The sequence below is a fragment of the Paenibacillus sp. SAF-068 genome, from assembly GCF_051967555.1.
In the GTDB taxonomy this organism is placed as follows: Bacteria; Bacillota; Bacilli; order Paenibacillales; family Paenibacillaceae; genus Paenibacillus.
This window is the reverse complement of record NZ_JBQCJX010000001.1, coordinates 1,165,103-1,184,357: the sequence shown is the minus strand read 5'-3', so window position 1 is coordinate 1,184,357 and position 19,255 is coordinate 1,165,103. Positions and strand designations below refer to the sequence as shown.

Annotated in this window: 19 protein-coding genes; 7 read left to right on the top strand and 12 right to left on the bottom strand. The window is 47.1% G+C overall.

Translation table 11 applies throughout. The features are described from left to right. Positions 1 to 82 precede the first annotated feature (82 nt). Together pfkA and ACTHPG_RS05285 are read right to left on the bottom strand one after the other, a co-directional pair. On the bottom strand, positions 83 to 1,054 hold the full coding sequence (gene pfkA, locus ACTHPG_RS05290; protein ID WP_062833640.1) for a 6-phosphofructokinase: 972 nt from the start codon (positions 1,052 to 1,054) through the stop codon (positions 83 to 85). A gap of 53 nt (positions 1,055 to 1,107) precedes the next feature. Further along, the gene (locus ACTHPG_RS05285) at positions 1,108 to 2,187 is read right to left on the bottom strand and encodes a tetraprenyl-beta-curcumene synthase family protein (protein WP_440388080.1); all 1,080 of its coding nucleotides are present in this window, start codon (positions 2,185 to 2,187) and stop codon (positions 1,108 to 1,110) included. Between the two features lie 179 nt (positions 2,188 to 2,366). On the opposite strand from ACTHPG_RS05285, the gene ACTHPG_RS05280 reads away from it, so the two are divergent. Together ACTHPG_RS05280 and ACTHPG_RS05275 are read left to right on the top strand one after the other, a co-directional pair. Next, positions 2,367 to 3,707 carry a multi antimicrobial extrusion protein MatE gene (locus ACTHPG_RS05280; RefSeq protein ID WP_440388079.1) on the top strand — a complete coding sequence of 447 codons (1,341 nt, stop codon included), beginning with the start codon at positions 2,367 to 2,369 and terminating at the stop codon, positions 3,705 to 3,707. Positions 3,708 to 3,747: 40 nt separating this feature from the next. Continuing rightward, positions 3,748 to 4,920, top strand: coding sequence for an MFS transporter (locus ACTHPG_RS05275; RefSeq protein ID WP_440388078.1), 1,173 nt, complete (start codon positions 3,748 to 3,750; stop codon positions 4,918 to 4,920). A 152-nt stretch (positions 4,921 to 5,072) separates the two neighbouring features. On the opposite strand, the gene ACTHPG_RS05270 is transcribed toward ACTHPG_RS05275, so the two are convergent. Then, positions 5,073 to 5,270, bottom strand: a complete 198-nt coding sequence (locus tag ACTHPG_RS05270; RefSeq protein ID WP_017689394.1) for a cold shock domain-containing protein — start codon at positions 5,268 to 5,270, stop codon at positions 5,073 to 5,075. Positions 5,271 to 5,432: 162 nt separating this feature from the next. Between ACTHPG_RS05270 and ACTHPG_RS05265 the strand changes: the two genes are divergently transcribed. The 5 genes from ACTHPG_RS05265 (at position 5,433) to ACTHPG_RS05245 (ending at position 9,525) form a co-directional block, all read left to right on the top strand. Continuing rightward, positions 5,433 to 5,666: a hypothetical protein gene (locus tag ACTHPG_RS05265; protein WP_017689395.1), complete on the top strand. Its 234-nt coding sequence runs from the start codon at positions 5,433 to 5,435 to the stop codon at positions 5,664 to 5,666. Positions 5,667 to 5,669: 3 nt separating this feature from the next. Beyond that, complete coding sequence (locus tag ACTHPG_RS05260) at positions 5,670 to 5,855, top strand: hypothetical protein (protein ID WP_047842378.1); 186 nt, start codon at positions 5,670 to 5,672, stop codon at positions 5,853 to 5,855. A gap of 214 nt (positions 5,856 to 6,069) precedes the next feature. After that, positions 6,070 to 7,860, top strand: coding sequence for an oligoendopeptidase F (gene pepF, locus ACTHPG_RS05255; RefSeq protein ID WP_440390133.1), 1,791 nt, complete (start codon positions 6,070 to 6,072; stop codon positions 7,858 to 7,860). A gap of 131 nt (positions 7,861 to 7,991) precedes the next feature. After that, the gene (locus tag ACTHPG_RS05250) at positions 7,992 to 8,372 is read left to right on the top strand and encodes a LapA family protein (protein ID WP_440388077.1); all 381 of its coding nucleotides are present in this window, start codon (positions 7,992 to 7,994) and stop codon (positions 8,370 to 8,372) included. Between the two features lie 112 nt (positions 8,373 to 8,484). Further along, on the top strand, positions 8,485 to 9,525 hold the full coding sequence (locus tag ACTHPG_RS05245) for a M42 family metallopeptidase (protein ID WP_440388076.1): 1,041 nt from the start codon (positions 8,485 to 8,487) through the stop codon (positions 9,523 to 9,525). A gap of 129 nt (positions 9,526 to 9,654) precedes the next feature. Here ACTHPG_RS05245 and ACTHPG_RS05240 read toward each other — a convergent pair whose 3' ends face one another. The 9 genes from ACTHPG_RS05240 to ACTHPG_RS05200 all read right to left on the bottom strand — a co-directional run bounded on the left by ACTHPG_RS05240 (position 9,655) and on the right by ACTHPG_RS05200 (position 19,099). Beyond that, positions 9,655 to 10,593, bottom strand: a complete 939-nt coding sequence (locus tag ACTHPG_RS05240; protein ID WP_440388075.1) for a hypothetical protein — start codon at positions 10,591 to 10,593, stop codon at positions 9,655 to 9,657. A 164-nt stretch (positions 10,594 to 10,757) separates the two neighbouring features. Beyond that, the gene (locus ACTHPG_RS05235) at positions 10,758 to 12,689 is read right to left on the bottom strand and encodes an ABC-F family ATP-binding cassette domain-containing protein (RefSeq protein WP_440388074.1); all 1,932 of its coding nucleotides are present in this window, start codon (positions 12,687 to 12,689) and stop codon (positions 10,758 to 10,760) included. Positions 12,690 to 12,750: 61 nt separating this feature from the next. Further along, positions 12,751 to 13,329, bottom strand: coding sequence for a TetR/AcrR family transcriptional regulator (locus ACTHPG_RS05230; protein ID WP_440388072.1), 579 nt, complete (start codon positions 13,327 to 13,329; stop codon positions 12,751 to 12,753). A gap of 12 nt (positions 13,330 to 13,341) precedes the next feature. Further along, a complete protein-coding gene (locus ACTHPG_RS05225) occupies positions 13,342 to 14,151 on the bottom strand; it encodes a DUF92 domain-containing protein (protein ID WP_440388070.1) in 810 nt (269 codons plus the stop codon). 227 nt (positions 14,152 to 14,378) lie between these two features. Next, on the bottom strand, positions 14,379 to 15,152 hold the full coding sequence (locus tag ACTHPG_RS05220; RefSeq protein WP_440388069.1) for an ABC transporter permease: 774 nt from the start codon (positions 15,150 to 15,152) through the stop codon (positions 14,379 to 14,381). A gap of 17 nt (positions 15,153 to 15,169) precedes the next feature. After that, positions 15,170 to 15,946, bottom strand: coding sequence for an ABC transporter ATP-binding protein (locus ACTHPG_RS05215; protein WP_440388068.1), 777 nt, complete (start codon positions 15,944 to 15,946; stop codon positions 15,170 to 15,172). Positions 15,947 to 15,971: 25 nt separating this feature from the next. Beyond that, positions 15,972 to 17,021, bottom strand: coding sequence for an ABC transporter substrate-binding protein (locus ACTHPG_RS05210; RefSeq protein WP_440388067.1), 1,050 nt, complete (start codon positions 17,019 to 17,021; stop codon positions 15,972 to 15,974). A gap of 12 nt (positions 17,022 to 17,033) precedes the next feature. Further along, complete coding sequence (locus tag ACTHPG_RS05205) at positions 17,034 to 18,482, bottom strand: aryl-sulfate sulfotransferase (RefSeq protein ID WP_440388066.1); 1,449 nt, start codon at positions 18,480 to 18,482, stop codon at positions 17,034 to 17,036. Positions 18,483 to 18,541: 59 nt separating this feature from the next. After that, positions 18,542 to 19,099 (bottom strand): MarR family winged helix-turn-helix transcriptional regulator, encoded by a 558-nt coding sequence (locus ACTHPG_RS05200; RefSeq protein WP_440388065.1) that lies wholly within the window; start codon positions 19,097 to 19,099, stop codon positions 18,542 to 18,544. Positions 19,100 to 19,255: the final 156 nt, after the last annotated feature.

Here is a 19,255-nt window from a genome sequence, read left to right as displayed (position 1 = left end):
ATCGATATACACACCCCTTGAAACAACAAAAAGAGCACAATCCTCGTTCATGCAGGATTGTGCTCTTTGTTTATGGATCGAATTATTGGGACAAACGTTGTGCAAGCTCGTAAGTCTCCATATCGAAATCTTTTTTCGTGTTAACCACTTTATCAATATCCGTCAGGGTCAGTTCACCCTTGATAATGCCACAACCCTTGTCTGTCTCGCCTGCGATCAGACTGCGAACAGCGAAGTCGCCCAGACGGCTAGCCAGGTTACGGTCGAAAGGTGTTGGTGTACCCCCACGCTGAATGTGACCCAGAACGGTTACACGCGGCTCATATGTTGGGCAACGTTCCATCAATTCTTTCGCTACATCCTCACCCTTGCCCACGCCTTCTGCAACGATGATAATACTGTGACGTTTACCATGTGCAAAGTTAGCTTTCATCCGATCTGCCACTTCGTCCATGTCAAACGGAACTTCCGGCACAAGAATCGTTTCAGCACCCGAAGCAAGTCCGGCATGCAGAGCGATATCCCCACAGTGACGACCCATAACTTCCACGATGGAAGAACGTTCGTGTGAAGACATCGTATCACGCAATTTGTTCACGGCATCCACTACTACGCTTACTGCTGTATCGAATCCGATGGTATAGTCGGTGAATGAAATGTCGTTATCAATCGTTCCTGGCAAACCCATTGTGTTAATGCCGAGCTTGCTCAGTTTGTTTGCTCCGTTGTAGGAACCATCCCCACCGATAACAACCAGACCGTCAATGCCGCGCGCGCGCAGAATGTCAGCACCTTTTTGCTGTCCTTCAGCGGTATAGAACTCCTTGCAACGTGCCGATTGAAGAACCGTTCCCCCACGCTGGATGATATCCCCTACGCTCCGCAAATCCATTGGGAAAATGTCATTATTCAAAAGACCCTGGTATCCACGTTGGACTCCGTATACTTCCAGACCGTGAAACAGTCCGCTGCGAACAACCGCACGAACAGCCGCGTTCATCCCCTGTGAATCACCACCGCTCGTTAATACTGCGATTTTCTTTACTGCTGTCATGATGTTTCTTCCTCCTCTAGTTTCACTTCAGGCTCCGCAACTACACACCTGACTTACATATTCTTCCGTATCCAGCGACTGAAAACAAAGAAAAATATTCTTGTCATCGGACTATTCTTCATCAGACGTTTGGATACGACGCGAACTTCCTGCTGTTCGCTGACTTTGGGATCAGACAGGTAAATGGCAATCAGTCCTTCGATGATCATCCGGTGAAAGGAGCTTCCCGGGATCTTCTGCACATCACTGCGAGCCATCTCCACAATAAAAGCAATTCGGTCCAGCATTGTCTCTACATTCTCATAATAGTTGCAGAAGTTGAGATCTCCCCCGATGCGGTCCTCATCCTGATCAATTAAATAATCGAGCATAATGTGCAATGCGCATACATGTGGGAAATAGGCCGTGTGGATCGAGGCCGCTTGCTCTTCAGTCAACTGATCGTCACTCGCAGCCAGAAACAGCATGAAAACGCCCAGTGTAGAGCCAGTTGCAGCAGCAAATTCGTTCCAACGAAACTGAGGTGTGCGATGACGATGCTCCGACCACCATTCGAGCAGTGCCGTTTCTCTCAGTTCCGGCTTGATATGCTTATATACCTGCAGGTCCGTGTATAGGCCTGCCAGATCCTGAATTTGGGGCTTGGCGGACGCATAGCCTGGTAACTGACGGGTCAGTTCCTGACATGTGGTCACCAGATTCCGCAGATAACCACCGTCATCCTGCTCCTCACGGAGGGCATAATAATTGACGGGAGTTGCTTCGGGATCTACCGCATCAAGCATGGATTGATGGAGAAGACGAAAGTCATCCGGGTCCATCGACGTGCTGCGGTCGCACAGATTGTCCAAATAATCACTAATAGTTTGATATGAAACGATCAGCGGAATCAGAATGTGTCTGTTGGGCAAGTCAGCTAAAGCGTAGACGGTTCCGCCTTCACAGTGAAACTGCTTATCCCTCAGACTGGCAAGTGCCTGCGTACGCAATTCCTCATTCGGAATTATCTCAGCTTGAGCACGCCATCCACTCAGTGCCTTCCGTGTTTCCGGAATGGTGTATTTGTACACCCCTCTCATCAATGCCAGCGGTCCACGCGGATATTGATGACGTTTTCGATTTGATTGGCTCAAAATAAATGTGCCTCCACTTGGTTGAATACGTATTAGAGCGATTTTTAACCATTCCTATTATAATATGATCCCCTTAATTGTACAAATGATCTGCCGCATATTCCGCACAAAAAATCGCATCCGCGCTCAAAGCTTTGTGATATACTAGGCATATTTCATCCATCAAAGGAGTCGTTGACATGTCGTCAAGTGAATCACTTTCGTGGAGACGGTTATTTTCTTTTTTTGTGCCACTTGGCATTTCCGCCTCTCTCGTCACCATTTCTCACGTCATTATAAACAGCACATTAGCACGTTCCGCTCATCCGGAGACGGTTATTGCCAGCTATGCCATCGCCGGTAGCTTGTTGACCCTCACGGAACGCCCCTCCACCCTGCTGCGGCAAACCTGTTCCGCACTGGTTCGCGATCGCCTATCCTTTCAGGCCCTCACGTTTGTGACCAAAATATTTCTTGCCTGTGTGCTTCTCATCGGTTTCCTTATCGTATACTCTCCCATTGGTACCGGGGTGTTCAAATACCTGTTTGGTGTAAGTCCCGATCTGCTGAACAAAGTCATTGATGTATATGAAATTCTAATGTATGTGAGTATTTTTTCAGTGATTCGCAACATCTATCAGGGGATCATCATTACGAATAACCGAACCAAGTGGTTAACCATCGGCATGATATTCCGTTTAGCCGGCATGTACGGCCTATCCCTGTATTTCATCTACACAGACAGTATTGACAGCGGACGTGTAGGCGCTATCATTTTTGCTGCGGGCATGATGATTGAAGCGCTGGTTAGCTTTTTGGAGGGAAACAGCATCAAACGCAAGATGCCAGCCAAACTTGAGGATCATCCCGTCGAGAGTAAAGGAGACGTATTTCGCTTTTATAAGCCGCTGTTATTATCCAGCTTTGTGGCGCTATTCATAGGACCGGTCATTAATATTGTTCTTGGCAAAACGACCGGAATCGCACTGGCCATTTCTTCCTTTGCCATAGCAAGCAGTCTGATGCAGTTGATGCTAAGCTTCTTTACATACATCCATCAGATCGTGTTGAATTTCTACCTCGTGGATGCCAAACTTGTACGGAAATTTGCACTTGTTACCGGATTTATTCCGTTTGCGATAATGGTGTCGATTGCCTATACTCCCTTGGGACCATGGGTACTGGAAAATGTCATGAGCGTTCAGGGAGAACTGTTGAAACAAAGTCTGTGGACACTGCGTGCGTTCGTCTTATTCCCGCTGATCTTTCCTTTTCTGGATTTCAGCAACGGCCTCATTCTGCTTCGCGGTCAGACGAAAACGATGTTTCGTTCTCAAACAGCGAATGCAATCTGCACGGTGATCGTGCTGCTTATTCTTGTTAGTATTTTCCCTGCGTGGAACGGCATGATTGGCGCTGTAGCCCAATCCCTTGGCCTGCTCGCCGAACTTGTCATTGTCTGGCTTGTCATCCGGCGCACCCAGAAAGAACCTACGATGTCCGCGCCACCTACTGGTAAATCAACAACCCTGAAAGGGTAATAAAATCATTGAACTGTTAACAGGATTGGAGTCTCTCATCATGAAATTAAGTCACAATGCCCGCCCGGATCAGAACTGGCTGCGGGCTCTCATGTTCACCATCTTCGGTTCCACCGTTCTGGTGGTATCCTACTTTCAGCTTTACTTCAGTCATCTGGGCTTCAGTCGGGCTGAGATTGGTTATCTCTACGGGATTGGCCCCCTCATCTCTGTGTTCTCTAATATGTTCTGGAGCATGGCCAGCGACCGATACCAAACGGTACGCAAAGTGATGATTATTCTACTTGGTGGTCAATTGATCACAGGAATCATGCTCGCCAATGCAACAACGTTCGGGCAGGTATTTGTACTCGTCACCCTGTTTTACTTTTTCTATTATCCGGTCTATCCGCTCTCGGATACGATGGCTATTACAACAGCCAGCAAGTACGGTCGTAATTTCACTTCCATTCGCGTCTTCGGATCGATCGGATATGCCTTCTTCGCATTAAGTATCGGGTATTTCCTTGGATCTTTTGGTCCAGCATGGACGATCTGGGTATGCGTTGCTCTTGCTGCCACTACACTATTAATCAGTTTTCAATTGAAGGATCAACCTTCGGGAACTAGTAGCAAGATGGATCTATCGGGGCTATGGGCTATTTTAAAACGCAGAGATGTACTCACCTTTTTTGGCTGTGTATTTTTGCTTGCCATGGGACATCGGATGAACGAAGCTTTCCTTACCATTACGCTGAAAGAGCTGGGTGCCAGTGAAGGGTTGATCGGTTGGTCTTTGCTGATCTCTTCTGTAAGTGAAATCCCCATATTCCTGCTGCTCAGCAAATATGGAAACCGTTATAAGGAATTGCCGCTAATTGCTTTTGCAGCACTAATGTATACCATTCGTTTACTTCTCATGTCCATATCCGATACCCCTGCGGCTGTCGTTGCGATTCAGACGATGCATAGTGTTACCTTCGGTATTTTCTACGTTACGGCAGTCCGCTATATCATTCGCCTGGTTCCTGACGGCTACAGGGCTACGGGTATGGCCTTGTTCACCATTGTCTGGTCCAGTGCTTCAGGACTGCTTAGTGGAACGTTGGGCGGACTGTTACTGGAACATGCAGGCAGACAAACTTTCTATCTCACCGCTATGGCGTTCTCTCTGGCTGCACTGATCGGTTTTGGATTGAAGTTATGGTCCAGCATGACCAATCGAGTGTCTTGAATAACAGTGAATCTACACCACGTTCGACCGTTATTCATACCAAAAATTTAGAATCAAAAAAAGCACAGCCTCCCTCAGGGGACTGTGCTTGGATTCTTAATATTCAGCTATAAATTTATCATGTATAAGAAGTCCGTTAACCGGAAAAATTCTTACAGTTTGTTTACGTTAGCTGCTTGAGGACCACGGTTTCCATCAGTGATTTCGAATTCTACCGCTTGACCTTCTTCCAATGTTTTGAAGCCGTCTCCTTGAATTGCGGAGAAATGTACGAATACGTCCTCGCCGCCTTCAACTGAAATAAAGCCATAGCCTTTTTCTGCGTTAAACCATTTAACTGTACCTTTCAAATGAAAAACCTCCTAAAAATATCGCCATCTATGGCGAATACCCTTATTATACTGTATGGGCTTCCATTTTGCAATTTATCTTTCCATAAATGCCGAAAAAATTTGCTTTGAATCGTAGGGTACGGTATCATTTTACCAAAACCGTTAGTTTGGAGACTACCTATGATAAAAAAACATGAAATATACAAAACAGACAAGTGGAATATGATGACCGTAGAAGTTCAGGGCAAATATCTCGTACTGCGAGAAATTTCGGAAGAGTGGGGCGAAGAATGCCATACTTTCCTTAGCCGTCCTGCCTTAATGCACTGGGCTGAACGTCGTTTCCCAAAAGCAGATTTTGAGAACCGTGAGGATGAATGGCGTCAATTGATGGCTGCCTTCAAAGGGGTCTAACCCATGCAGCTTGATTCAAGCAATGTCGTCATTTTCATCATCCTTGCCTTTTCCCTCGGTATTGTGCTTATTCTCGGGCGCAATTCCATCCCGGATCGACTGAGACGGGGAATGGCGCTTATTGCTACCCTGCTCATTTGTTTCGCCTTTTTCTTAATCGTTTATTTTCTCTATAACATGGGAACCTAATCACAAGGAACCTTGATATTCAAATATTTTAACGTGCCTTAGGTCATACTATACGAGATTATTCGTATGGTAAGGAGGAAGGCCGTTGAAATATCAGAAATCGCTAGCTGTAATACTGGTACTTAGCCTGATTCCTTCGTCTCTTCCCGCACAGGCGAGCGTGACGAAGGCGGCTTCGTCCACACATTCATCAGATCATCAAAGGAGGATTACCATGAGTCAATTATTGAAACGTTCCGAGGTGCCGGCTGAGCATAGCTGGAAACTGGAGGATTTATTTGCCGATCAGAAAGCCTGGGATCAGGAATATGAAGAAGTATCGTCTTTGACCAAGAAGGCCTCCGAATTCCAAGGCAAACTGGGTGAACCTGATGTACTCAAATCTTGCTTCGAATTCGAAGATGAAATCAGCCTCAAAATAGAACGTCTCTTTGTATACGCACGCATGCATCAAGATGAAGACACAGCTAATCCTACATATCAAAACCTGTCCCAAAAAGCCCAGAAATTAAGCGTACGGGTGGGTGAAGCACTTTCTTTTGTCACACCGGAGATTCTTTCCCTTCCGGATGATCAGTTGGACGCTTTTATTGCAAACGAAAAACTCTCCGCATATACATTTACACTGGAAGAGATGAAACGGGAAAAAGCTCACGTTCTTAGCCAAGCAGAAGAGGCTTTGCTTGCACAGGTAGGCAACCTTTCACAAGCACCACAGACCATCTTCAGCATGCTGAATAACGCCGATCTCAAGTTCCCAAGAATCAAGGACGAACAGGGTAACGAAGTCGAGCTGACACACGGCAGCTACATTCAGTTCCTTGAGAATCCCAATCGTGAAGTTCGCGAACGTGCCTTCAAGGCGGTATACGAAACCTATGCCAAACAGAAGAACACGATTGCAGCTGCCTTAAATGCAAATGTAACCAAGAACATGTTCTATGCCAATGTGCGAAAGTACCCTTCCGTGATGGAAATGTCCTTATACGGAGACAACATCCCAACGGATGTGTATACGAATCTGGTAGACACGATTCACGAGAGCCTTCCGTTATTGCATCGTTATATGGACCTGCGTAAAAAGTTGCTGGGTGTGGATCAATTGCACATGTACGACTTGTTCGCTCCACTCGTAGACGAGTACAAAATGGATATTACCTATGAGGAAGCGAAACAAACGGTCAAAGACGGTCTGAAACCACTTGGCAAGGACTATGGGGATGCATTGCAGACTGGTTATGATAATCGCTGGATCGATATCTATGAGAATGAAAATAAACGTTCAGGTGCTTATGCATGGGGCGCTTACGGCACTCACCCTTATGTTCTGTTGAATCACAAAGATAACCTGAACAGCATGTTCACACTCGCACATGAAATGGGTCACGCTCTGCATTCCCATTACTCGGATACAACACTTCCGTATCGTGATGCCCAGTACACCATCTTCCTGGCCGAGGTTGCATCCACAACCAACGAAGCATTGCTGATGGATTACCTGCTTAACAAATCAACAGATCCAAAGGAAAAATTGTACCTGTTGACCTATTATGCCGACCAATTCCGTACAACGGTATTCCGCCAGACCATGTTTGCTGAATTCGAGAAAATCATTCATGAGCGCGCAGAACAAGGTGACGCATTAACACCACAATTGTTATCCGAGATCTATTATGATCTGAACGTGAAATATCACGGCAAAGACATGGTTGTTGACAAAGATATTGAGATGGAATGGGCTCGTATTCCCCACTTCTATAACAGTTTCTACGTATACAAATATGCTACCGGCTTCTCCGCAGCGACCAGCTTCTCCAAGCAAATCCTGGAAGAGGGCCAACCAGCTGTTGACCGTTATCTCGGTTTCCTGAAGAGCGGTGGCAGTGATTACTCCATTAACATTCTGAAAAAAGCAGGTGTGGATATGTCTACACCTCAGCCAATTCGTGAAGCCATGAGTGTATTCAAGGAATTGATTGAACAGATGGAGCAACTAACCAAATAAGGTTATCCTTCCATATGACCTGCATCCCTTGCCCGTTTGGGCAGGGGATTTTATAATCAATGCAAGATGCAACATATCCGAATATGGGTAATGCATACTAGTTCTCAATTGTTCAACAAGGAGGCAACACCATGAAAATGCAATGGGCGCTCATAGCAGGTCTTGTTTTTGCACTGTTCACAGGAATCTTTGCGGTTATTAATGTAGATTCCGTACAAGTGAACCTGTTATTTAACACCGTTCAAATCCCGCTGATTTTGCTGATTCTCGGTTGCACCCTGATCGGTGGAATTATTGTAGGTTCATATGGCATCTATCGCCAATATCGACTGCAACGCGAGAACAAGCAATTGAAATTGCGAGTAGCTGACTTGGAAAGTTCAGCAACAAGCAATGCTTCGTTCGACTCTTTCAAATCGGTAGATTCGCTTGATTCAACTGAACCGGACAGCCTATTGGAGAACGATTCGATCCAGAGTCAGCGCAAAGGAAACCCTACGGGGACATTGTAACCAACAGCATCAGCCTGCTGGCGAGTCAGGAATGGTCATATCACATTCACTCCCCCAGACAGGCTGTATTTCGTTTCAGACCATACCCACGTACCAAGGAGGAATTTACACAATGAGTTTTACAATTGATGAATCTTACGTTCTATCTTTTCTGAAAAAATTACTGGACACTCCAAGTCCAAGCGGTTACACCCATCATATTATCGAGATGATTCGCAAGGAAGCAGAATCACTGGGCATCGCTTGTGAGCTGAATAACAAGGGTGGTGCAGTACTTACATTACCCGGGCAGGATTCGTCCAAGACGATTGCTTTGAGTGCTCATGTGGATACGCTAGGGGCCATGGTACGCTCCATTACATCTTACGGGACATTGAAACTGACTTCTGTCGGCGGATTTTCCATGCAGAGTATCGAGAATGAGTACTGCAGCATTCATACTCGGGACGGAAAGACATACACCGGAACCATTCTCTCCCTTCATCCGTCTGTACATGTTTATCCAGATGCACGTACCTTTGAACGGACCGAGAGCCATATGGAAGTGAGAATCGATGAAGTCGTCTCCTCCAAGGAAGATGTGTTGAAACTCGGGGTCGCTGTCGGTGACTTCATCTCCTTTGATGCGCGTGCAGTCATTACCCCAAGCGGTTATATTAAATCACGTCATCTGGACGACAAAGCCAGCGTAGCTGCCTTGTTCGGCATCCTTGAGTCTGCATATCGCGAAAGCTGGAAACCATTACATAATGTTTCGCTGCTCATCTCTAACTACGAAGAAGTCGGACATGGCGCATCGTATATCCCTGCGGAAATCAGTGAATTGATTGCAGTAGACATGGGTGCCATGGGCGATGACCTGAGCTGTAAAGAAACGGATGTATCCATATGCGCCAAAGATTCTTCTGGCCCGTATGACTATGATATGACCAGTCGTCTCATTGAACTGGCGAAACAAGGTGGGCTGGATTACGTCGTGGATATCTATCCCCAGTATGGTTCAGATGGCAGTGCAGCATTACGTGGAGGAAACAATATCCGAGCAGCACTGATCGGTCCGGGGGTTCACGCCTCTCATTCCATGGAGCGTACACATAAGGATGCTGTCCTGAATACGGCTCGATTGCTCGCTGCTTACATTACGACCAAGTAACACACTTTTAACAAATCATCATGGTGACATCCATATACTTTCCATAACAAAAGGACACCTCCAAGCACAGCTCTTCGGCGCGATTTGGAGGTGTCTTTTGCTCTCATATCTATTAAGTTTCCGTGTCTTTTAATCTGCCTGTTCTACATATTCATGATACTTGTGATCCAAGTTCTCAAACGCTGCCTGATGGTCACGCATTTCATCCCTCAGCACATGCATGGTCTTACGAACCGCGCTTAGTCCATCTTTCACCTGACGTTCGGCTTTGCGGATTTTGTCCTGAACCATCCAGTCCACGAAGAGGCTATCGAAGAAATAGTCTGCGAACGAAAGCAGGCCTCCCAGATGCAGATCCGCATGAACTGCCATCTCTACATCCTCCAATTCCTTCTGAAAACGTCGCAGACGCTTACCTGCATCCATAATGGCGACCTGAGCATCATCCATTCGTCCCCGCTTGATATGTGTGGAGATTACTCCGCCACCCATCATGTCATATACACCCCAATTGCCTGCCGAAGCTAATGCCTTCTCCGCACGTTCAAGGGCATAGATCAGATATTCGCCTTCCCGGAAAGCTTCATCCAATTCCTTAAGTTCACTAGCCAGATGCTCCCGATTCTCAGCCAGGTCCTGCAATTCCGCATCCTGGTCCAGCAGACGACCTTCCTTCTTCCCCAATAACGCGTTATAGTCGCTTTGCCAGTACTGATACTGCCGCTGGCCCTCCAACTCCTGCTCCACATGAATTCGCTGCTCCTGTACGTCTTGTAACATGCGACAAGCGGTGTCGTATGCAGCCTTGCTTTCCATCAGTTCCAGCTCTTCCTTTTCCAGCCGCTCCGTCTTCTTGCCAATCAGTTGATAGAAAAATGCTGACAATGTCATCCTGTTCAGTCGATCCACATCGTTCTGCTCCTTCTGGAGATGCGCCTGACGACGCTTTACCTTTGCTTCCCATTCGGTTTCTTCCGTTTGAAGCTTCTCCAGACGTTTGACCCATTTCTCGTAAATTCTCCCCTTTTCCTTGAGCACTGCCAACTGTTTATTCATTTCTTTATACATAAATGTGGTGTTCTCCCCCTTCTATGGAATTCTTTACTTATACAACGTAATGAATATGAAGAACGTTTCATATTAAATCGCAAATTCGCAGACAAAAAAATCGCCCTCTCCACCTATGCGACATAAAGTCACATATAGAAGAAAGGGCGATGTTTAATTATAAATCAAGACTTGCTCTGTTCAATCTGCTCTGCAAGTTCATTCAGGATGGTCCAGCGTTCCATCAATTCGTCCAGATGACGCTCAGCCTCAACCTGCTCCGTCATCAACTCCTGCAGACGGGCAGAATCACTAAACGACTCTTCCATCTCTTTGTTAATCCGGACAAGATTGGCTTCAGCCTTCTCAATATTTTCATCAATCTGATCGTATTCCCGTTGCTCCTTGAAGCTGAATTTCAACTTCGGTTTAGCCGCTGACACACTAGAAGTCGTTTTCTCCGATGACTGCTTCATCTTCGCTGTTCCTGTGTCACTCTCTTGCGTAGCTCCAGGTGCATTTTTCAGCATCCATTCCGCATACTCACTGTAAGCGCCGACATGTACACGTACAGCACCGTTGCCCTCAAAAGAGAGCACTTTATCCACAGTACGATCAAGGAAATAGCGATCATGGGATACCACAAACACAACACCCGGAAAATCATCCAGATAGTCTTCCAATACAGCGAGTGTCTGGATGTCCAGATCATTCGTTGGCTCATCCAGCAGCAATACATTCGGCGCAGCCATCAGAACACGCAGCAGATACAGGCGACGCTTCTCTCCACCAGACAGACGCGAGATAGGGGTCCACTGGGATGCCGGGGTAAACAGGAACCGCTCCAGCATCTGGGATGCTGTAATCAGAGAGCCATCGGCCGTTTTCACATTCTCGGCCACTTCCTTGATGTATTCTATGACACGCAGAGATTCATCCATCTCCTGATGTTCCTGTGTGAAATAGCCCAGATTGACCGTCGGACCTACATCAACCACGCCTGCATCGGGTTCCAACTTGCCAGATATCATCTGTAACAACGTGGACTTACCACTGCCATTCGGTCCGACAATCCCTACCCGATCTCCGGGTACGGCAATATAACTCAGATCCTCGATCAGTTTGCGACCACCGACAGATTTGAAAAGGTGTTCAATCTCCAGTATCTTTTTGCCCAAACGAGTGGAACCTACCGACACTTCCAATGAACCCGAACGCTGGACTCCTTGTTGATCTTTGAGTTGTTCAAAGCGATCAATTCTCGCTTTTTGTTTCGTCGTCCGTGCCTTGGCACCGCGACGAATCCATGCGAGTTCCGTCCGAAGCAGGTTCTTGCGTTTCTGTTCGGAAGAGGCTTCCCGTTCTTCGCGCTCTGCTTTCAATTCCAGAAAGCGTGTATAGTTGGCTTCATATCGGAATAAACGACCATGATCCAATTCAAGCATGACATTCGCCACACGATCCAGGAAATACCGATCATGTGTAATCATAAGCAGTGCGCCGCGGCGCTTCTGCAAGTACTGCTCTAGCCATACGACCGAATCATTATCAATATGGTTCGTCGGCTCATCCAGAATGAGCAGTTCGCATGGGTGAATCAGAGCAGCAGCGAGTGCTACCCTTTTACGTTGTCCACCAGACAATGTACCCATCAGTGCATCGAATTGACGAATACCCAGTTTGGACAAAATACTCTTCGCTTCACTCTCCATCTGCCAGAGCTGAAGCTGCTCCATTTGCTGATTCAAACGTAATAATCGCTCTTGCAAGGCTGGATCGGACGAATTCAGTTCCAATAATTCCATCGTTTCCGTATAGTCACGCACGGTTTTCATTTCCATGCTGTCACCTTCGAATACTTGTTGCAATACCGTATTATCCGGATTGAAGTCCGGATTCTGCGCCAGGAACTGAATGCGTACATCATTACCGATCGAGATCTGGCCCGCATCAGCAGGTTCCATTCCGGAAATCACACGCAAAAACGTGGATTTACCGGTGCCATTTACCCCAACGACGCCAATTTTGTCCTGATCAGCCATACCAAATGAAGCGTCCTTGAACAATATTTTTTCGCCGTAACTTTTTGTAATTTGTTCTACCGTCATTATGTTCATTGCGTGTACCCACTTCTCTGTAAAATAGTATTCCATATTCCCCGTATCCACACACAAGCACTTACGTTTTCAAAAAGGATCGACACCCGTCCAGAAACAACGCTGCGGAAAAGGCAATTCGCTTGTTCAGATCCTCTTCGTTGAACTCTGGATTAAGCATAATATCCATCTTCAGACGATCCAGAATCCCAATGTACGATTTGGCCAACAGGACCGGCTCAGGTACACTTGCACTCTCCAGCACCTCACACACCATGCTCATATATTGATTCATGAATTCTTTCATGAATTGCATTAGATCCGGATCATTATTGGGTGCCATAAAAAAGAGTTTGGTATGATTGCGGCGCTCGTAATAATACGTAAGATGAGTCTTGGCAATTGCTCCAAGTTTATCTCCTGTGTTCTCATGCGAGTTCAAAGCATATTCAAGACGACTGATAAAGCTGTTACAGTCCCGCTTGGACACGGCAACAAATAATTGTTCCTTGCTTTTGAAATATAAATAAATGGTGCCTTTTGCGATGCCGGCCTCGTCTGCAATATCAGACATCTTGGTCTCATAAAAACCTTTTGAGCCAAAAATACCATAGGCCGCATCCAAAATAGCCTCCGATTTGTCTCCATGTACCGTGCTCAAATGTACTCCCCCCTACAACGCCAAAATGTTACCTAAACCTATCGCAACGCATCCTCCGATAACCGAACTAAGCACGTTAACCAGGTCATTACTCATCCATGCCCACCCACGTGCCCGAACCGTTGGATGCCCGCAATGTTCATGTACCTCAACTTCACGGCCACACACAGTGCAACGATACATCTTCTGCACCGTTGCGCCCAGATAGGAATCGGCAAAAGCACCCGCCAACCCGCCTACAAGACCAATAACAGTCCAACTAAACAGACTAAGCCCTTCGATCCCGGCGATCCATGAAAACAAAAATGCTCCCGCACCAATCAGAGCCCCGCCTGCGGCTGCAGCCACGGTGCCAAGAAATGAGACACCTCCTGAAGCACCAGGAGTAAGTACCCTCCATGTGAGAACAGATCGCGGCGGCTTGCGACTGAGACTTCCGAGTTCGGTTGCCCATGTATCCGATGTAACAGTAGCCATCACACCAATGAAAGCATATACCCATGCCGGATGTGGAAATATCCAATATCCCAGACATAGGAACATGCCCATCCCACCATTAGCCATCACTTGCCCGGCATCCCGATTTCCTGACTTGGCATAGGATTTCTCCAGCTCCTGCTTCCGATCTTTGCGAAATCTGGAGAGCAATGTTGAAGTAATGAAGAACAACAATAACGTGCCAAACCAGAACAGGTTACCTGCTCCGTAATATATCGTTCCCATCAAGATGGCTGCCAGGCAGCCAGACAGGGTTAGCGACTTTTTCGCATAGGCAGCACCTGCCACCATAGAAGCGCATACGGCGCCAATAATCCAATCCATAATGTCTCCTGCATGCAGCATATGTACAGCCCGCATGACGTTAATTGTATTTTTGAAATTCAATTATACCACGGTTTGATGCCAATGCCGAAACTCCTGAGGCAAGCACACAAAAAACCCGTTCTGGCCTCGTGTAGAAGTGCCAAAACAGGTATTGCTCGAACGTTACAACAAGATAACTCTTCTTTTCAAGTAACGTGTGTAATTCGGGGTTTCTATGTTTTTATTCAGACTCGTTTCCCTCCGCCAACGACCCCATATCGGTAGAGTACCCTGCGACCAAACCAGTTGAACAATCGATCCGTCAGGAATCCCATAAAACCCAGGGAAATCAGTCCGACAAAGATCCAGTCCGTCCGGAAAAAGAGCCTTGAATTCCAGATCAGGTAACCCACTCCTTCATTTGCAGCAATCATCTCCGCACCAATTATGGCCATATAAGAGGTTCCCATTGCCAGGCGCACACCTGTGAAAATATACGGGGTTGTCGCCGGAACAATCACATGCAGCAGAATCTGCCGTTCATTGGCTCCCATACTGCGGGCCGACCGGATTTTGTCTTCTTCAACGGAGAGTACACCTGTTAAGGTGTTTAGCACAACAATGAAGAAAGTTGCATACATGATGAGTGCGATCTTGGATTGCTCTCCAATTCCGAACCACACCAGAAATAAGGTAATAAATGCGATCGGCGGGATAAAACGTATAAAGTTAAGGAAGGGCTCGGCGAACAGCCGGATGATATGCACTTTGCCAATAATCAGCCCTACCGGAATTGCAATGATGCTTCCGAGTACCCAGCCCGCCAGTACACGAGTGAAGCTGATTCCGATATATTGCATCAGCGTACCGTCAGCAATCAGTTCACGTGCTCCCAGGATTGTATCCCAGGGGCCAGGGATTACGTCAGGCCCATAGATGAGGGCACCAAGCTGCCAGATCAGGATGACCGTTACCCATAGGAGCGGGATGGACACCGATTTTTTTTCCAACCATTTCATCTCACATATCACCTCAGTTATTCTTCAAAGTGGCCTTGAATTCGGTCATACAGGGTGTTGAACTCAGATGAGGCGATGTTCCTCGGGTAAGGTAAGGTGTCGTGGTAAATATCTGTTATATTCGATGACGGCCCTACGGACATAATGCCTATGCGCTCACCAAGCAATAGGGCCTCCTGAATATCGTGAGTGACAAAGATAACGGTCTTATGGGTTTCTTTCCAAATATTCACCAGTTCCTTCTGCATGGTTCGCCTCGTCATCGCGTCCAGTGCACCGAATGGCTCATCCATCAGCAAGATCGACGAGTCATTCGCAAGCACCCGAGCCAACTGAACCCGCTGCTTCATGCCACCCGAGAGCTCTTTCGGAAACTTCCCTTCATGAGCACTCAACCCAACAAGCTTAATGTAACGATCAGAGATCTCACGCCGTTCTGCCTTAGGCACCTTGGACATTCTAAGCCCGAATTCAACATTCTCCCTCACGGTTAACCATGGAAAGAGAGAAGAATCCGCCTGCTGGAATACCATCGCCCGATCCCTGCCCGGTCTGTCAATCTCCTTGTTATCCACCTTGAGCTGTCCACCCGACTTGGAGATGAATCCCGCAATCATGTTCAGCAGCGTTGACTTCCCGCATCCGCTGGGACCCAGCAGGACAAAGAACTCTCCTCCCCTGATAACCAGATCGACATCCTTGATGATATAGTGCACATCCCCATTGGTCGGGGCATGATACGTTTTCCGAAGCTGTTCAATATGAATGGTATGCTGAGTTGCAGGTAAGGACATCACGAACACCTCCCATTTGAATGAATTATTTGCTATATGTCACTTTTTCCGGTAGAGCCTGCTGGAGAGAGGTCAGATTGAGTTTAGTGTCGAGATCAAAATCCTGTTCAATGATTCCGGTGTCCACCATATATTGCTTCTGACCTGCCAAACTATCATAAGCGGCCTGCGTAAATCCAACTTCCCACGGATTGATCGGAAGGTCTTTCAACGTGGCATCTTTAGGCTGTTTGGTCTCTTGATACATCAGATCCGCAACTTCTTCTGGATGCGCTTGGGCATACGTAGACGCCTCATCTAGCGCCTCAAGAAAATCCTTTATCCTATCGGGGTTGGCCTGGATGAATTCATTACTCGATACCAATCCCATACCAAGACGTATAGGGGTCTGGGACATATCCGTCAGCTGATGTACCCCTTCGAGTGCATCGAATTTATCGGTTAACGCGGAACCTATGACCCAAGTGGCATCAAGGTCTCCCTGTTTCAGTGCAATGTAGGACTCATCAAAAGCCCCTTGACCAATTTGCGTCACATCACTCAGCGCCAATCCCTGATCTTTCAAATATTCATCCCATAGATACGGAATAAATGTACCTCGAATGAAGCTCACTTTCTTACCTTTCAAATCCGCTCCACTCTGAATATCCTCTCTTGCATATAGCTTCCAGGCTGCCGCCGCTTCATCCGTTGCCTGGCCTGCGGAAGCAATGACGGAATATTCTCCTTTAGCCAATGCATTCAATACCGGGAAATCTGCCCCATACGCAATATCCACCTGTTTGATAAATAGTGCATTTACACCTTCAGCTGGTGAGCCAAACGTAATACTCTCGGCATCAATGCCCCGTTTCTCAAAGAAACCTTTGGCAATGGCTACCCTGAACGTTGGGTTGGTACTTGTATCTGCAATCCGAATTTTTACATTATCGGCATTTTTGCCAGTAGCGTCTTTGGATCCGGCTGCGTTTGAACTGCATCCGGATAATAAGAGTGCCGTAGCCAGGAATAATATCAATACGCCGGTAATTATGGATGATTTTCTCACAATATACACCCCATTCGATCTAGTCATGATTCTTGACGCCTAACCGCCCGATTTACCTTCATCCGACGTTGCCACACAGGCTGCACCTTCCACAAATGGAAGAGTCGTCTCCACACTCACGATGGATGCAGAACCTTTGGGTGCTGCTCCCGGCACCCTGTAGGTGGAGACATCAATCGCTTCGATGGCAATCTCCTGCGGCTTCTCCAACTGCGGAACCCACTGATAAGGAACTCGATACGAGCGATAAACCATATTGGTATTCCGCCGATCGTTGTATGGAGAGACATATTCCCACACCAATTCATGCTCCGCTGTCACTTCGAATAATCTGCCATTGGAACCTTCGGTTATCAGGGTATTGCCGTTAGGTAAACGCTGGGCGGAACTGATATATGGACTATAAAATTTATAAGAATCCGTCGGAACCGAGAAACCTGCTTCTGCCGAGGTATACTGCCAGACAATCTCCAGCGTAACCGGGTTAATCTCCAGCACCCGCGAGTGATCCCGAATTGCATGCTTTAATCCAAATGGAGAAGCCGGATTCGGAAGGCCGTAACCCGCCCAGCCGCCATTGTCGAATACGAGCAGGTTCCCTTCTCCAGGCAGACCCTGAGGAATGATGTGTGCATGATGCTGCCCGATAATTGTGCCGATATGTTTCGCTTCAGGAGAAGTATAATCAGGGCCCAGTCTCCATACGATTTTTCCGCTCTGTCTGTCTGTAATAGCGATTATATTGGCCTCTCTTGCATCCCAGATAATATTGTCGGGGTGGAACCGTTCGTCTCCGTCTTCATAGAAGCGATTGGGTCCAACATAAGAAGCAGAATTAATATGTAACCAGTCACCGACACCACCACCCAGATGACCGAAAGAGCGTGTATTCGGATCACGGAACAGCACATTTCGAGCAGCTTCATCAAAACCTAATTCTTCAAAATGCTCGTTAGGCAACCACTCCCAGAGTACCTTCCCCTCCCAGTCCACTTCAATAATGGCATCATCAAGCAATGGCTTATCGGAAATGTGCGGGTTACTCACATTTTTGTGAGCCAGAATAAGTGTTTTTCCACTCTTCGTCTTCGGCGCAAGCCCAGGTGCATAGTAACCTACCGGATTGCCCTCACGCTGATAATCGTGATGCTGGCGGGCATACCATAGTGGCTCATACCCCGGATCTTCGATGTGTTCGTAGCTGTTGTATTTCCATACAATGTTGCCGTCCCAATCCACCTGGACCAGATCGACATTATCCTGAATACCGAACTTCGGATCTCTACGACCTGTGCTGCCCAGCACGTAGCCGCCTGGCAATATTTTGGCCGGGAATCCCAACAAGCCTTTCCACAGGTGAACCTCCTTGCCGTTCATATCGATCAACACTACGCCTTCCTCACCTGCCTGATAGACGGTATAACCGCCCCAAGCCTTATCCGGATTGTACAGCGTCGCTCCAGTTGGATATATTGTTGAGTGTCCCATTGATCATCTCTCCCTTAGAATGTATGTGGTATATCAAATGTCGTTAACTTGACCCAACCTCAATAACTGAGATAGTTACTCTTCCCTGTATTGTCCCGCTGCTTCTGCTCAAGGTCACTTGTGGAGGACCGATCATCTTTCTGTATCCCGTTATTCTCCGCCAAATCCAGCACCGTGTCCGAGAACCCCTCCAGATTCGCTACCACCCGCTCGTAGAATTGACTTTGCTGCTCCAGTTCCTCCGTCGTAAAACCCTCAAACAGAAGCGTGATACATCGGGCACCGATATTGCTGTTTCTCGCATACATCTCCCGGCCGCTGGATGTGATGTCCAGTAAAACCGTCCGACGATCATCTTCCTTTCGTCTGCGAATGGTGAGTCCTTTTTTCTCCAACTTATCGGTCAGGGCTGTAATGGCACCGGATGTAAAGTCCAATTGTTCTGCCAAATCGCCAAGCCGCTGTTCCCCTTCACGAATGATCTTGTGCAGGATAAGCATACCTGGCAGGCTGATGCCTTCTACAGAGATGCGATCCCGCTCTTTGACAAATCGTCTGACCATTTTGCGGAACAACCAGTCTGTCCGCTCCAACGCTTCCCAGTCTCCATCACTCATCTCATAACCTCCTTGATCGTCTAAAACCTCAATAGCACACGAAAAAAGGCCCCCGTGGACATTCCATAGTGGAGTAGTCCCGGGAGCCTTTGGCGGTCCAATCAGCTCGATTTATTTTTTAATTGAAATTAGTTCACTGTTCATTTAATGAGCATT